Below are 14,114 nucleotides of genomic sequence, written 5' to 3'. Positions count from 1 at the left end.
GCGACACCGCTGCGGTCCGGGAGGGGAGTGTCGCGAGGTTACCGGCCCAGCCTGTGACGGGTGTGACCAGCGGGATCGTAGGGTCTGCTGAGAAGTCGATGACGTTGCTCACGCTCCGCGTCGGCGCCTGGTTGACTGCTCGGATGACGACGGCCCGGATGCACACCCCTGCGGTGCGCCTGATCGGCGCCGCGATCGTCGGCGTGCTGGCCGGGCTACTCGCCTCGGTGCGGTTCGGCTGGTTCTCGGTGCTGATCGGGTGGGACGCGCTGGCCGTCACCTACATGGTGTGGACCTGGTCGGTGCTGTGGCCGTTCGACGCGGAGCGCACCGCGTCCCATGCCGAGTTCGAGGAGCCGGGCCGGCGGACCGTCTTCGCGCTGATCCTCGGCGGGGCGCTGGCGAGCCTGGTCGGGGTCGGTCTGCTGCTGGCCAAGGCGCGACCCGACCATTTCGCCGCGCTGGCGCCCGGCATCGCCGTGGCCAGCGTGGTGATCTCGTGGTTCGCGGTGCACACCCTCTACGCACTGAGCTACGCCAAGATCTACTTCCGCGAGAAGCCGGTCGGCGGAATCGATTTCAACAGCGACGAGCCGCCCCGCTACAGCGACTTCGCCTACGTCGCCTACGCGGTCGGTATGAGCTTCGCGATCTCGGACACGAACCTGACCTCGTCGCGGATGCGTGCCACCGCGCTCAAACACGCGCTGCTGTCGTACCTGTTCGGGTCCGTGATCGTGGCGTCGGTCGTCAACCTGATCGCGTCCGGCTTCTGATCAGACCAGCCCCAGATCGCGCAGCGAACCGGCGGTGTCGCGCACGGTCTCCTCGGCGGGGCGTGGCTGCCACCCCAGCAGCTCCTTGGCCTTCGCGTTGCTGATCTGCGGGCGTTCGCCGAGGTCGCGCGCCTCGTCCTGCACGGTGACGCCGAGCATGCCCGCCAGCTCACCGAACGTCATCGCCGGCTCGTCGGCGACCACCAGGAAGCGTTCGCCGGCGGCGGCACCGGCCGTCATCGCCCGCAGCTGCGCGTCGGCGACATCGCGCACGTCCACCACCCCGAAGTACTGGCCCGGCAGGCGCTGCGCCTCACCGGTGAGCATCGACCGCACGATCTGCACCGAGGTCGACAGGTGCGGCCCGAGCGTCGGACCGAAGATGCCGACGGGGACGACGGTCGTCAGCTCGAGCCCTTCGGCCGCGGCGAAATCCCAGGCCGCCCGTTCGGCGATCGCCTTGGACCGTACGTAGGCCGTGTTCTCATCGGCGGGATCGGTCCAGTCCTGCTCCGTCCAGTGCTGATCGGCCTTGGGGGAGTAGCCGACCGCGGCGAACGACGACGTCATCACCACCCGGGCGCACCCGGCGTCCCGGGCGGCCCGCAGCACCCGCAGCGCGCCGTCGCGCGCCGGGACGATGACCTCGTCCTCGTTGCGGGGGTTGTCGGCGGGGAAGGGGGAGGCGACGTGCTGGACGTACCGCGTGCCGGCCACCGCGTCGGCCCAGCCGTCATCAGAACCGAGGTCGGCGTAGGCGAACTCGACCTCGCTGTCGTCGAATCCACCCGCGGCGACGGTGCGACGGACCTCGTCGGCGCGCGCCGCGGTGCGCACCGCCGCACGCACGGGATAGCCCTGTGCGAGAAGCTGATTGACGATGTGACTGCCGACGTAGCCGGCGGCGCCGGTGACCAGGACGCGGGGCTGCTCGGTCACCGCGACGCCAGCCAGTCGGTGAACCGCAGGTCGCCCAGCACGGCGCCGGCACCGGTGACCAGGCTGTCGTCGTCGACGCGGGTGCCGAAGTACGTCGCGCCCGGGTCGACGACGACGGGCGTGTGCTCGCCGCGGTGGGTGAGCACGGTGCGGGCGAGTTCGGCGAAGGTCATCTTGTCCGGCCCGCCCAGGTCGAGGATGCCGTTGACCGGTGCGCCTCCAGCAGCGTCGGCGACGGTCGCGGCCACGTCCGCCGCGGCGACCGGCTGGATGCGGGCCTGCGGGGCGTGGATCTCGTCGCCGGCCGCCAGCGAGTCGACGATGGCCTCGGCGAACTCGTGGAACTGGGTCGCGCGGACGATCGTGTAGGGCAGGCCGGAATCCGCGACGGTCCGCTCCTGCACCACCTTCGCCCGCATGTAGCCGCTGTCGGGCAGACCGTCGGCGCCGACGATCGACAAGGCGACGTAGTGGCCGACACCCGCATCGGCTGCGGCCTTGACCAGGTTCGCCGAGGACCTGCTGAAGAAGTCCATCACCGGACCGTCCTCGAACGACGGTGAATTGGTGACGTCGACGAGCACCGCCGAGCCCGCGACCGCATCGGCGAGGCCCTCGCCGGTGAGCACGTCGGCCCCTGTGCGTTTCGATGCGCCGACCACGTCGTGCCCGGCGGCGGTGAGCACCTCCACCACGCGGGATCCGATCTGTCCTGATGCGCCTATCACGGTGATTTTCATATCCTCCACCCTGGCACCCCAGCCCGCAGATGAACCCCCGGAAAGTCCGTAGTCTTACCCCCATGGCAGCGGTGTTCGTTCACGGCAATCCCGAGACGGCGGCGATCTGGGGGCCGCTGGTCGCCGTGCTGGGTCGCGACGACGTGGTGCTCCTCTCGCCGCCGGGGTTCGGCGCACCATTGCCGGACGGCTTCGGTGCGACGTTCACCGAGTACCGCGACTGGCTCGAGGCCGAACTGGAGGCCATCGACGGACCGATCGATCTCGTCGGCCACGACTGGGGTGGCGGACACGTCGTCAACGTCGTCATGCACCGGCCCGAACTGGTGCGCAGCTGGGCCACCGATGTCGTCGGGCTGTTCGATCCCGACTACGTGTGGCACGACCTGGCCCAGGTGTGGCAGACGCCGGGGGCCGGGGAGGAAGCGATCGACGCGATGCTCGGCGGTGACCTGACCGCGCGGACGGATCTCATGGTTTCCCTGGGCATTCCGGCCGACATCGGGGCGGCGATCGCCGAACACCAGAACGCCGACATGGGGCGGGCGATCCTCGCCCTCTACCGGTCGGCCACGCAGCCGGCGATGGCGGAGGCGGGCCGGGCGCTGGAGTCCGCCGCCGCGCGGCCCGGGCTGTCGCTGCTGGCCACCGAGGACCCGTACATCGGGGCCAACGACCACCGCCGGCGGGCGGCCGACCGTGCCGGCGCGCGTACCGAGGTGCTCGACGGGCTCGGGCACTGGTGGATGGTGGAGGACCCGCACCGCGGCGCGGAGGCGCTCAACCGGTTCTGGGCCACACTCGACTGAGGCTCGGCGTCTACCAAACTGCTTGTGCAGAACAGTTTTTTGCATTCTCAAACCTGCATCGTCGATTAGGTGAATCCGTTACCCGCCGGTAGGGTCAACGATGTCGAGCCTAGAAAAGCGCTCGACAGCGGGCGTCGAGGAATCACACACGGGCAATCCCGGTCCTCGAAACTCTCAGCCCATCCTTCATCTCATGCCCTCGGGTCCATGCACCCCGGTGAGGGCCCTGCGCACCATCCCATCGACGGTCGACCTGTCGACCGCTGTCACAAGGAGTACGAATGACCACGAACAACCCCACCGCCGCCGCTCGCCCCGCCGCCTACAGCGCGGTCGACCACCAGCACGACCGCGTGCCCGCCCGGCGCAGCGCAGAGACCAAGATCGCCTACAAGACAACGGAATTCATCGTCTACGTGGTTGCCGTTGTCGGCGTCCTCGTCGCGTCGTTCCTCGTCAGTACCACCGACGCCCACGAGGACTACTTCCGCGCCGACCGTGCGTGGTTCTACGTGGTGATCTTGAGCATCGGCTACATGGTGAGCCGCGGAATCGCCAAGTCCGGCAGCCGCCACCACGACGACGTCTGATCCCCACCGAGGACGATGAGTCCTCGGCCACCGATCGCCCTCGTCACTGCGCTTCGTACAGTGGCGGGGGCTTTCGTCGGTTCTGGTGTCCTGGCCCAGTCCACGGCCCGACGCAGGGGAAACAGGTTTCGGTATGCCCGGTTTCGGCAATCCCGAGAGATGGCACGCAGTTGTGGTGCCACACCCCCTATCTGTGAAATCAGAGGTACTCCCCGTGGTGGAGACATTCGTCCCCTCGACCGACGACGTCGTCGAATTCCTTCGAGGTCAGCACAACCAGATCAAGGACATGTTCGACGACGTCGTCCATGCATCGGGATCGACAGCGCGGGAGCAGGCATTCGTCGAGTTGCGGCAACTGCTCGCCGTGCACGAGACGGCGGAAGAGATGATCGTTCACCCCCGGGCGCGGCGGGACCTCGACGGCGGCGACATCATCGTCGACGCCCGACTGCTCGAGGAGCACGACGCCAAAGAGCAGCTGGCGGCGCTGGAGCGCATGGACATCGACTCGCAGGAGTTCATGGACGCACTCATCGTCTTCAAGGCCACCGTGGTCGACCACGCCGACCGCGAGGAGGCCGAGGAGTTCGATCGACTTCAGCGTGACCTCGACCCGGATGAGCTGAAGCGCCTGGCGCCGGCAGTGCAGGCCGCGCAGGCCATCGCCCCCACCCGGCCGCATCCCGGGGTCGAATCCTCCCTGCTGAACTTCGCCATCGGGCCGTTCGCGTCGATGCTCGACCGTGCTCGCGACATCATCTCCGCAGCGATGAGGTGAACAGCGTCCGGTCTGCGAGGAGTTGGCCGTCGACGAGATCACCGCGCCCGGCAGGCTGCCGAACGCGGTGATCTTTGGTATCAGGTGGTTGCGGTGTCAGGACTTTCGTGCGGCCGCTGCCTGGCGCTTCTGCTTCTCGGCGTCGGCCAACTGCTCGACGCGTTCTGCCTGAGCGCGACGGTGGTCAGCCTCGGATTGCTTCGCCTGGGCGCTGTCCAGCTGGGACTGCGCCGCTGCAGTGGCCTTGCTTTCGTTGGCGCGAATATCCTCCTGCGCAACGCGTTTGGCCTCATTGACTGAGCTCGTCCGGCGTTTCGCGACCTCGTCTGCCTGGTGCTTGCCCGCTTCTGCACGCTCGCCGGCAGCTTGCGCTGCGCCGTTCTTGCGCTCCTCGGCCTCGGTCCACGCCTGTTTGACATCGCGGTTGGCCGATGCGCGCGCCTGCGCGCTCTTCTCGGCGACGTTGTCGAGAGTGGACCTCAGGTCGGCCGCGGCGTGCGCTTCCTTGCGCGCTGCGGCGGCGTCGAGGCGGGCGGCGCGGCTGAGCGCGTCACTGCGCTCGGCCAGAGCCTCACCGCGCGTCTTGAGCTGCGAGTCACCCAGTACGGTGCCGACGGCCGCGTCCATCATGCCCAGCGAGCGCTCGAAGAACAGACGTGCGGGAGTCTCCGCGTCCATGCGCGCGACAAGTCTGTCCTCGATCAGTTGAAGCGGGAACCGGGCGATCTTGTACTGCAAGCCCAGTACGGCGAAGGGGATGTTCGTGATTCTCATCGATGACTCCTGTGTGTGGCCGGTGCTCACGGCAGATCGGCTTCGTGGGTCAGGTGCGCGGCACGCGCCCTGATGCGGTCGGCTTCCTCGTGGGCGTTGGAGGTGATGTGCTCCGCGGCTGCCTGCTCGTCGGCGGCATCGGCGACCTCGCGTGCGGCTGCCGCGACCTGCGCCTGCTCGTCGGCCTTGGCCTGGTGCACCGCGTGCTGCGCGTCGAGATCGGCGTGCACCTTCTCCTCGGCCGCCTGAGTAGCGGCGGCGCGTTCGGCCTCACGCTTCTGCTCGTCCTTCTGTTCGTGGACTGCCTTCTCGGCGGCCGCGGCTTCGGCGTTGACCGCGCGGCGCTCCTGGGCACCCTGCCGCTGCGCGTCTGATGCCTCAGCGCGGGCCTGCTCGGCCTCGGCGTCGGCGACCGCCTCGACGGTGTTGGCGTGCCTGCGCTCCCGGGCCTGCGTCTGCTCGAGCTGGCCCTCGGCGGTCAGCGAATCGTTGCCGGTCACTGCGCCGACGAACTCTTTCGCCTTGCCCTTCACCGAGTCGATCAGACCTTTGCGGGCCTGGTCGGCTTTCTCATGCTCTGTCATGGTGTCTCCTTCTGTGACAACGGACCGGCGTCACGGTGCGTCGTCCGGATGTCTTCGATGTGGGTTCGATCCCGAGCGTTCTCGGAGAAGATCGGCGGGATCAGGTCTGCGCTCGCCGGGTGAGCTTGCTGCCGACACCCGCGAGAATCTGGGTGGGCCGCTGCTGCTCGCCCTGCTGTGCGCTCAGGATCAGGATCGAGCCCGTGAGCACGGGGAGCGCCCACTGCAGGTACCGCAACTGACGTTGCGCCTGCGCCACGTCGTCGGGAGTGGAGGCCGACGGATCCGTCGCGCCTTCTACCGGATCACCATCGCCCTGAGCAGTTTTGGCGCCGAGAACGCCGCTGTAGGCGGTGGCCCCCAGGGCGGCGCCGGTCAGTAGCGTCTTCGCGACGGTGTTGGACGTGACGCCCGACTGGTGCCTGGCCCGTCCCCGGTTGGCATACAGGATGGAGGCGCCGCCCAGCAGGTGCGCGCCGATGGCCACGGCGCTGACGGGAGCCCATTTGGCCCAGCCCACCGCGGCAACGCGGACCCGGTCATGCGAGTCGCGAACGGAGGCGGCGGCACCGTTGACCCCGACGGCCCCCATCAGGGAGCCGCCGAACCAGGCTGCCGCGCCGAGGTCATGCAGGGACCGGACGAACGTGTTTCGTGATGACATGAATTTCCTTGAGATCGTGAGTGTGTCGAGGATGCCGGGCGGCTGTCCCGGTCGGGGTGGCAACGCCGGGGCTCGACGCGACTACACGAGCTCAGATGCCCGCGCATGGGGTGTTCACCATTGCGGACAGTTCGAAACCCCGGCAACGGAAGATGTGACGAATCATATTCGGATCGAACGAAATTCGATCTTGACCAACCCGACTCTCCCGAGCGTACGCCTCGGCCCGCCCAGCGCCGAGGACGTTTCACCGAGGGTGGTGCGGGTACCACGACGTCGTCGGCTCAGTCGTTAGCAGTGTCTGCTCTGTCGGCGCGCAACAGCTGTTGCAGGCCACGTCATCACCATGTCCGTCGGCGTTGGCCGCACCTTGGACTCCCGGTCGTGGTGATCGGGATTCCGCACCCGCAACCTTTGAGGGCCAACATGTACTTGCACACACAACAACTCATCAACGAGATCGCTGTCGACGAGCCGGATCCCGCCGCGGCGAACGCCCTGCAAGAAGGCCTCGGTGGCCAGTTCGGCGAGATGCGCACGATGATGCAATACCTGTTCCAGAGCATGAACTTTCGCGGTGACACGACATCCAAGCCGTACAAGGATCTGCTGCAGGGCGTCGGCACCGAGGAGATCAGCCATGTGGAACTGATCGGCACCACCATCTCGCGCCTGCTGGACGGTTCCCCGGAGTACCACGGCAAGAAGACCGATCCTGTGGACAAACCGGGTGCCAAGGGCGCCACGCCGCTCAAGATCGCGTTGGACACCAGCAATATTCACCACTACCTGGTGGGCGCTCAGGGGGCGCTGCCGGTCGACGCGGCCGGCAATCCGTGGTCCGGGTCCTACGTCTACAACAGCGGCAACCTCGTGCTCGATCTGCTCTACAACCTGATGTTGGAGTCGACCGGCCGGCTGCAGAAGTGCCGGATCTACCAGATGACCGACAACAAGGCGGCTCGCTCCACCATCGCCTACCTCATCGTTCGCGATCAGGCACACGAGAACGCGTTCGCCAAGGCGCTGGAGAGCCTGGGGGTGAACTGGGGCGCCGCGCTGCCCATCCCGAAGACGAATGCCGAGAAGTTCCCCGAGGTGAAGAAACTTCTCGACAAGGGCTTGCAGAGCATCCAGTTCACGTTCAGCGCCGACGACGAGAGCCAGGCGGCCAAGCTCTACCGCGGTGCGTCACCGTCCAACGACGGCACCGAGCTGAGCACGGCGGTGATGCCCGAAGGTTTCCCGATGACGATCGCCCCGGAGAGGCGCGAGGAGTTCGCGCCGGGTCTCGACAAGGAACTGCTCGCCCTCATTCAGGCCACCGCGGAAGTCGAGATCGCCTCGGCCAACGGCGTGACCACGTGAGGTCGGCAGACATGATCTATTGCCTGTGGACGCATTCGTCGTCGGGAGCGCCTGCGCATCACCGGGTTATCCGCCGGACGGGTGGCACTCGCACAGTCGGGTGATGACGGCGGCGACCGGTTCGACGGCAGTCACCTCGCCGACGCCCTGCCCGGCATTGACGGGCGCCACCCGGTAGTCGTGGTGGGTGATCGCAGTGCGCAGGGCCTCTGCCGCGGCGCCGTCGATCTCCGCTTCGCGGCCGTTCCATCGGTCGGTGAATGCATTGCGCAGCAACCGTTCGGGTATGTGTGGCGGCCATGCATACCCGAGCGCGACGTCGAAAGCGCGGGTGGTGACGGTGTCCGTGGCATGGGCGGCGATCATCGCCTGACGTGCCTCGTCCGGCAGCAAGGACTCCGGGCACGCCGCGAACGCTGTCCCGATCCACGCACCCGCCGCTCCGGCGGCGAGCACCGCGGCCAGCGCTCGCGGTGTCGCGATGCCGCCCGCGGCCAGCACGGGGACGTCGACGCGGTCGAGGGTCTGTGCGAGCAAGGTCAGCATCGCCACCCGGGGTTGGCCGTGGCCGCCGCCCTCCGCGCCCCGAGCGACCAGTACGTCCACCCCGGCGTCGACAGCGCGGAGGGCTTCCTCCAGATCGGCTACCTGGGTGGCCGTCGCACAGCCTGCGTCGTGCGCCCGGGAGATCCAGGCGTCGTCGTCACCGAAGCTCACCGACAGCAGTGCAGGCCGCGCTTCGAGTGCAGTGGTCAACAGCGCGGGCTCGTCACGGACCCGCCAACCGATGAGGCCGATGCCAAACGGGCGGTCGAGATCCCCGACGTGTCGGAGTTGTTCGTGCAACGTCGATGTCGTTGCGCTGCTGCCCATTCCCATCATGCCCAGACCGCCTGCACGTGACACCGCGGCGGCGAGCGCACCGCCGGCGACCCCGCCCATCGGCGCGTTGACGATCGGGACCTCGAGCCGCATCGACTGCCACCACGGTATGGCGGGCAGGTCCATGGCCCGATCCTAGGGAGGTGCGGCGAAAAGAGAAGGTCAGATCTCGATGCCGATCTTGACGTGCGGGCCGTCGGCCTGGGCTCGCCAGGCGGCTTCGGCGTCCGCGAGGCGGTAGCGGGTGGTCTCCACCTGGATGCGGCCGTCGGCGGCGAGGTTCATGAGTTCGTAGTAGGCCTCCCGCAGGATCCGGGCGGGCATCAGGTCGTTGAGGTGCCCGACGTGCGAGCGACCCATCAGCGCGTGGAACGGGACGGCCGGAGCGCCCCCGGCGCCCTGCCCGACCGTGATCAGCGTGGCGTCCACCGTGGTGGCCTGCAGCGCGGCGACGAACGGATCGCCGTAGACCAGGTCGAGCACCACGTCGAAGCCGCCGTCGGCCTCCGCCTGCAGGGCCGCGACGTCGTCGTCACCGCCGAGCTGCACGGTGGCGTCGGCGCCGAGGTCGAGGATCTTCTCCAGGGCCTCCGGGTCACGGCCGGCGCCCACGATGTATCCCGCACCGAGGATCTGGGCTGCCTGGATCGCGATCGCGCCCACCACCCCGGTCGCGCCCAGCACCAGCACCGATTGGCCGGCCGACACATCGGCATGACGGGTCAGCGGTAGCCAGGCCGCGAGCCCGGCGATGCCCAGCGCGACCGCTGTGTCGTCGTCGACGGCGTCCGGCACGGGGTAGGCCTTCTCCGGGTAGATCCGGGTGCGCTCCGCCCACGATCCGAAAGGTGCTGGCGGAGAATCGAAATAGACCCGCGCTCCGCCGGCGGTGACCCCGATGCCCTCCTTGCCGACCACCTTCGGGACCTCCGGCCGGCCCATCTCGCCGGAGGCCAGTGCGAGGTCGACGGGATTGCAGCCGGCCAGCGTCACACGGACGACGTCGTCGCCGGTCGGGTCGGCGAAATCCGTGACCCGCGGCGGTTGTCCGATTGTTTCCAGTACGGCTGCCCGCATGAGCCCCCCTCAATGCCTGCCCTGTCAGGCTACGCCTGATGGGCCGCTGAGACGAGGGTGCGGTTGACCCCAACTTGCATGACCACTATAAAACTCGGAGGGGGTCCGGAGAGTGAGGAATCGCGTTGAGTGACGACATCGTTCGGCTGATGGAAGAGAACCTGCTCGCGGTGTTCGACGAACGCGATCCCGACCGCAGGCTGCAGGTGATCCGGCGCAACTACGCTCCCGACGTCCGCTGGTCGGACGCCGAGGAGACGGTCGTCGGACAGGACCGGCTGCACGAGAAGGCGCAGGCGCTCCTCGACGGACAATTGGCCGGCCTGAACTTCACCCGGTCCGGTCCGGTCCATCAGGTGGCGAACATGGGCCATCTGGCATTCGACGTGTTCGGACCCGACGGCGGCGAGCCGCTGGTGTCGGGGTTCGACGTCGCGATCATCGAGGACGGGGTGATCGCGCAGCTGTTCACCGTGGTGACGAAGGAGCCGACGGCCACGCCCTGAGGGCGACGTCGGCGGCCGCGCGCAACTGCCGACGGGTGGCCCCGTCGCGGGCCTTCGCGGACAGCCCCCTCAGCACCAGGTCGACGTAGTCGGTCAACGCCGCGACGTCGACGTCCGGGGGCAGGTCGCCGGCCTGCTGCGCCCGGCGGAACCGGCGCGCGATGGCGTCGCGTCCCGTGCCGCGCCGGGCCTTCAGCGTCGGGTCGGAGATCACGAAGCATCCCGGCGGATGCGCCGGGCGGGTGTACAACTCCACGGCGCGCTCCAGCATCACGGTGAACACCCCGTGGGCAGTGGCCGCCTCGAGAGCCGGCGGAACGACCGCCGAACGCTCGTACAGCTCGACGGCGGCCTCGAACAGGGTCTGCTTGTCCCCGAACGAGGCGTACAGGCTCGGCGGCGAGATCCCCATCGCCTGCGTGAGGTCGCTGATCGACGTGCCGTCGAAGCCCCTCTCCCAGAACAGGTGCATGGCGGCCTGCAGCGCTTCTGCGCGATCGAACTTCTGCGGCCGGGCCATCCCGCGATCCTAGGCAGCCGGCGCGGCTGTCTGCTAGCGTCGACGCCGATAACTTCAACGATCGCTACAAAACCCTTCGGAGAGGCGACATGGGCTACGCCATCATCGGCTCGGGCAACATCGGTTCCGCGGTGGCGGGCCACTTCGCGCGCGCGGATGTCGAGGTCGCCGTGGCGGCATCGCGCGGACCCGACGCGGTGGCGCCGCTGGCTCAGCGGCTCGGGTCCCGCATCATCCCGACCGAGGTGTCCGACGCGCTGCAGGCCGATGTGGTGATCCTCGCCGTCCCGTTCGACGCGGTCCGCGATCTGGTGGCGCAGGTGCCGGACTGGTCGGGGCGCATCATCGTTGACGCGACGAATGCCATTGACCCGCAAACGTTCTCCGCTGCAGATCTCGGTGGGCGAGCGTCGTCGGATCTGGTGGGGGAGTGGGCGACCAACGCGCGCGTGGTGAAGGCGTTCGGCCACACCTGGGCCAAGGTGCTGGCCCACGAACCCGGCGACGGCCGTGGCGGCCGGCGGGTGCTGTTCGTCTCCGGCAACCATCCCGACGCCAACGCCGCCGTGGCGGCGCTGATCGAACGGTTCGGCTTCGAGGCGATCGACCTGGGCCGCAACGACGCCGGCGGCCTGCTGCAGCAGTTCGGCGGACCGCTGACCACGCGCAGCTTCGTCTCCCAGCCGATCGGCGGCGCTTCGCCGGCGGAGATGGATCTGATCTAGTCGAGGGGATTGGTGCGGTTGACGATCAGCGGGTCGGTCTTGGTGAACGGGAACGCCGGCAGGTCGTCGATGTGCATGTTGAACGTCGCGGCGAGCACCTCGCGCGAGTAGGCGCTGGCCGACGCACGGTAGCCGATGTCACCGGGCATCGGCTGGTCGAAGAAGATCGCGAAGTGGATGTCGGGGGCGTCGACGACCTCGATGTGGTGCGGGTAGGCCCGCGGGATGAAGTATATGTCCCCTTCCTGGAGGAGGTACGTGTCGAGGGAGCCGTCGGGATCCATCACCGTCATCCGGCCCGAACCCTGTTGGACGTAACCCATTTCGGCGGTGATGGGGTGCCAGTGCGGTTCCCGCATCCCGTCCTCGCGGATGCGCAGCGAGTACATCGACAGGTCTTTGAGCGCCGGCCAGTACTGCGCCCGCGCCAGCCGCGCCGAGCCGACCGCCACGCCGATCGCCGGGCTCTGCGCCTCCACGGAGAACTTGTGCGGATCGTCGAACCACGCGGTGGCGGGCACCTCGGCCTCGCCGGTGCGCCGTGCCAGTTTGCGGTCGGTGGTGTCGCGGCGCATCGCTGTGAAATCCGACGCCGGCAGGTCGTAGGTGTTGCCCAGCACGGCGTCGGTCATCGCGCCGAACGACGCGGCCAGCCCGAAGTCCTCCGGCCGCTCGCTGCGGAACGCGAGCACGAACTCCGCGGGCTCCTCGCCGATGTTCTCGATGTGGTGCAGCGAGCCGGAGTCGATGTGGAACATGTCGCCCGCGCTGACCGTGAAACTCGAGAAGCGGCTATAGCTGTCCAGCACCGAGACGAACGACGTGCCCGAGATGCAGTACGTCAGTTCGTTGCAGTTGGCATGCCAGTGCGGTGTGCGCATCGCGCCGGGGTTGATCACGATGCGCTTGATCGACAGCCCGGACAGGATCGGCAGGGTGTCGGCGGTGACGCGGCGGATCGAGCCGAGGTCGTTCTCCTCGACGATCTCGCCGTTGCGCAGGGAGGTGGCGTGCGGGCTGGTCATGGCGATGATGCTAGGCGCGATGCGTGCCCGGCGAGGAAGTGTCGCAGCGATGTCGGTGTGCGCCCGGTGATGTCGCGGACGGTTGTGGTGACGAGGTCCTGTTCGCCGGCGCGGATACGCCCGTCCAACGCGGCCAGCATGTCCGAGAACTCCGCCGAGTAGCCGGCCGACGCCAGGCGTCGGGCCAACTCGGCAGTGGTGACGTCGACATGGCGCACCGGCTGCCCGAGGACCTCCGAGACGATCGCCGCGGCCTCGGGGTAGGACAGCGACTCGGGGCCGGTGAGCACCAGGTCCTCGCCCACGGGCTCGGAGGCGGTCAGGGCTTCGACGGCGACCGCAGCGATATCCGCGGCATCGATGAAGCCCAACCGGCCGTCACCGGTGGCCGTGACGATCTCCCGTGTGCGCCGGATACTCTCGGCCAGCGGATGGTCGCCGACGAAGTTTTGCATGAACCACGAGGGTCGCAGCACGGCATGCTCGTCGAAGATGCCGGCGACCAGGTCATGAATCTCGCCCAGACCAGCGTGGCCGCGCTCGACCGCCGACGAGCTCAACAGGACGACACGGCGCACGCCGCGCGCCGCGGCGAGATGGAGGAAGGGGCGCACACTCGGCACCGGGTCTGCCGCCCCGGCCGGGGCGACCAGGTAGACCGCCCGCACGTCGGTCAGCGCGGGCGCGAAGGTCGCGTCGTCGGACCAGTCGAACGCGACGGCGTCAGCATCGGCGGGATCGGGGTGGCGGCTGGCCGCGCGGGCCCGGTGGCCACGCCCGCGCAGGCCGGCGACGACGGGGGCTCCGGTGTTGCCGGTCGCGCCGGTGACCAGGACCGGGTCACTCATCACGCCCTCCGAATCCGCTGCTCAGCGCCTCGGCTCCACCGAGGGCCGCGGCGGCGGCCAGGGAGTTCCAGTAGTCGCGGTAGTGCCGCACACCGTCGGACCCGACCGTGATCACCGCGACGTAGTCCATGCGATACGGGGAGTTCGATTGCACGGCAACACCTTCGGCGGAGAACTCGAGGATCACCGTGTGCGGGTCGAGCGTGTGGTGACGCCGGCGTTCCGTCACGGTGTCGATGCGCAGCGTGGTGCTGTAGTCCTCGAGGTAGTCGCGGACGTCGTCGCGACTACGCAGCACGGGGTAGCCGGGTGGCGCGAACGGGAACTCCATCGATCCGTCGGGGGCCCACTGGTCGGCGAAGGCGCGCATGTCGTTGCGGCGCAGGCTGTCGAGCAGGGCGTCGATGACACGGTCGCTGTGCGCGCGTCGTTCGTCGTCGGTCGTCATGGTCTCGCCTCTCGTCATCATACGAAACGGAACGGTTCCGTCTCGGATAGTATTCCGA

The 14,114-nt window shown here is 68.5% G+C and carries 18 protein-coding genes; 7 read left to right on the top strand and 11 right to left on the bottom strand.

Going from position 1 to position 14,114, the window contains the following annotated elements:
- Positions 1-98: 98 nt before the first annotated feature.
- Positions 99-776 carry a DUF1345 domain-containing protein gene (locus MCHLDSM_RS03605; RefSeq protein WP_234713841.1) on the top strand — a complete coding sequence of 226 codons (678 nt, stop codon included), beginning with the start codon at positions 99-101 and terminating at the stop codon, positions 774-776.
- Here the strand turns inward: MCHLDSM_RS03605 and MCHLDSM_RS03600 are convergent, their stop codons facing one another.
- Both MCHLDSM_RS03600 and MCHLDSM_RS03595 read right to left on the bottom strand, forming a co-directional pair.
- Positions 777-1,715: an NAD-dependent epimerase/dehydratase family protein gene (locus MCHLDSM_RS03600; protein ID WP_048468908.1), complete on the bottom strand. Its 939-nt coding sequence runs from the start codon at positions 1,713-1,715 to the stop codon at positions 777-779.
- Positions 1,712-2,455, bottom strand: coding sequence for an SDR family oxidoreductase (locus tag MCHLDSM_RS03595; protein WP_048468907.1), 744 nt, complete (start codon positions 2,453-2,455; stop codon positions 1,712-1,714). Before MCHLDSM_RS03595 ends, MCHLDSM_RS03600 begins: the two co-directional genes overlap by 4 nt.
- Before the next feature lie 62 nt (positions 2,456-2,517).
- On the opposite strand from MCHLDSM_RS03595, the gene MCHLDSM_RS03590 reads away from it, so the two are divergent.
- From MCHLDSM_RS03590 to MCHLDSM_RS03580, 3 genes are all read left to right on the top strand, one after another.
- Complete coding sequence (locus tag MCHLDSM_RS03590; RefSeq protein ID WP_048468906.1) at positions 2,518-3,264, top strand: alpha/beta fold hydrolase; 747 nt, start codon at positions 2,518-2,520, stop codon at positions 3,262-3,264.
- Between the two features lie 281 nt (positions 3,265-3,545).
- Entirely contained in the window at positions 3,546-3,854 is a 309-nt protein-coding gene (locus MCHLDSM_RS03585) for a hypothetical protein (RefSeq protein ID WP_048468905.1), read from the top strand.
- 214 nt (positions 3,855-4,068) lie between these two features.
- Complete coding sequence (locus MCHLDSM_RS03580) at positions 4,069-4,635, top strand: hemerythrin domain-containing protein (RefSeq protein WP_048468904.1); 567 nt, start codon at positions 4,069-4,071, stop codon at positions 4,633-4,635.
- A gap of 96 nt (positions 4,636-4,731) precedes the next feature.
- On the opposite strand, the gene MCHLDSM_RS03575 is transcribed toward MCHLDSM_RS03580, so the two are convergent.
- The 3 genes from MCHLDSM_RS03575 to MCHLDSM_RS03565 all read right to left on the bottom strand — a co-directional run bounded on the left by MCHLDSM_RS03575 (position 4,732) and on the right by MCHLDSM_RS03565 (position 6,657).
- Entirely contained in the window at positions 4,732-5,409 is a 678-nt protein-coding gene (locus MCHLDSM_RS03575; protein WP_048468994.1) for a hypothetical protein, read from the bottom strand.
- A 26-nt stretch (positions 5,410-5,435) separates the two neighbouring features.
- Complete coding sequence (locus MCHLDSM_RS03570) at positions 5,436-5,993, bottom strand: CsbD family protein (protein WP_048468903.1); 558 nt, start codon at positions 5,991-5,993, stop codon at positions 5,436-5,438.
- A gap of 100 nt (positions 5,994-6,093) precedes the next feature.
- Positions 6,094-6,657, bottom strand: a complete 564-nt coding sequence (locus MCHLDSM_RS03565; RefSeq protein ID WP_048468902.1) for a hypothetical protein — start codon at positions 6,655-6,657, stop codon at positions 6,094-6,096.
- 426 nt (positions 6,658-7,083) lie between these two features.
- Between MCHLDSM_RS03565 and MCHLDSM_RS03560 the strand changes: the two genes are divergently transcribed.
- The gene (locus MCHLDSM_RS03560) at positions 7,084-8,025 is read left to right on the top strand and encodes a manganese catalase family protein (protein ID WP_048468901.1); all 942 of its coding nucleotides are present in this window, start codon (positions 7,084-7,086) and stop codon (positions 8,023-8,025) included.
- Between the two features lie 66 nt (positions 8,026-8,091).
- Here MCHLDSM_RS03560 and MCHLDSM_RS03555 read toward each other — a convergent pair whose 3' ends face one another.
- Both MCHLDSM_RS03555 and MCHLDSM_RS03550 read right to left on the bottom strand, forming a co-directional pair.
- A complete protein-coding gene (locus tag MCHLDSM_RS03555; RefSeq protein ID WP_048468900.1) occupies positions 8,092-9,033 on the bottom strand; it encodes an NAD(P)H-dependent flavin oxidoreductase in 942 nt (313 codons plus the stop codon).
- Between the two features lie 36 nt (positions 9,034-9,069).
- Positions 9,070-9,984, bottom strand: coding sequence for a quinone oxidoreductase family protein (locus tag MCHLDSM_RS03550; protein ID WP_048468899.1), 915 nt, complete (start codon positions 9,982-9,984; stop codon positions 9,070-9,072).
- Positions 9,985-10,109: 125 nt separating this feature from the next.
- Between MCHLDSM_RS03550 and MCHLDSM_RS03545 the strand changes: the two genes are divergently transcribed.
- Positions 10,110-10,490 (top strand): nuclear transport factor 2 family protein, encoded by a 381-nt coding sequence (locus MCHLDSM_RS03545; protein ID WP_082168680.1) that lies wholly within the window; start codon positions 10,110-10,112, stop codon positions 10,488-10,490.
- Here the strand turns inward: MCHLDSM_RS03545 and MCHLDSM_RS03540 are convergent.
- Positions 10,453-11,010: a TetR/AcrR family transcriptional regulator gene (locus MCHLDSM_RS03540; protein WP_048468897.1), complete on the bottom strand. Its 558-nt coding sequence runs from the start codon at positions 11,008-11,010 to the stop codon at positions 10,453-10,455. The two genes, MCHLDSM_RS03545 and MCHLDSM_RS03540, sit on opposite strands and share 38 nt — an antisense overlap.
- Between MCHLDSM_RS03540 and MCHLDSM_RS03535 the strand changes: the two genes are divergently transcribed.
- Entirely contained in the window at positions 10,980-11,735 is a 756-nt protein-coding gene (locus MCHLDSM_RS03535) for an NADPH-dependent F420 reductase (RefSeq protein WP_412178250.1), read from the top strand. The genes MCHLDSM_RS03540 and MCHLDSM_RS03535 overlap by 31 nt on opposite strands.
- Here MCHLDSM_RS03535 and MCHLDSM_RS03530 read toward each other — a convergent pair.
- Genes MCHLDSM_RS03530 through MCHLDSM_RS03520 form a run of 3 tightly spaced genes read right to left on the bottom strand, consistent with a single transcriptional unit; the run spans position 11,732 to position 14,056 of the window.
- Positions 11,732-12,760 carry a cupin domain-containing protein gene (locus MCHLDSM_RS03530; protein WP_048468895.1) on the bottom strand — a complete coding sequence of 343 codons (1,029 nt, stop codon included), beginning with the start codon at positions 12,758-12,760 and terminating at the stop codon, positions 11,732-11,734. The two genes, MCHLDSM_RS03535 and MCHLDSM_RS03530, sit on opposite strands and share 4 nt — an antisense overlap.
- On the bottom strand, positions 12,757-13,608 hold the full coding sequence (locus tag MCHLDSM_RS03525) for an NAD(P)H-binding protein (RefSeq protein WP_048468894.1): 852 nt from the start codon (positions 13,606-13,608) through the stop codon (positions 12,757-12,759). Before MCHLDSM_RS03525 ends, MCHLDSM_RS03530 begins: the two co-directional genes overlap by 4 nt.
- Positions 13,601-14,056 (bottom strand): nuclear transport factor 2 family protein, encoded by a 456-nt coding sequence (locus MCHLDSM_RS03520; RefSeq protein WP_048468893.1) that lies wholly within the window; start codon positions 14,054-14,056, stop codon positions 13,601-13,603. The genes MCHLDSM_RS03525 and MCHLDSM_RS03520 overlap by 8 nt, the downstream gene beginning before the upstream one ends.
- Positions 14,057-14,114 lie beyond the last annotated feature (58 nt).

The sequence above is a fragment of the Mycolicibacterium chlorophenolicum genome (assembly GCF_001044235.1).
Lineage (GTDB): Bacteria > Actinomycetota > Actinomycetes > Mycobacteriales > Mycobacteriaceae > Mycobacterium > Mycobacterium chlorophenolicum.
The sequence above is the reverse complement of the archived record's forward strand: the minus strand, read 5'-3'. Positions and strand labels throughout refer to the sequence as shown.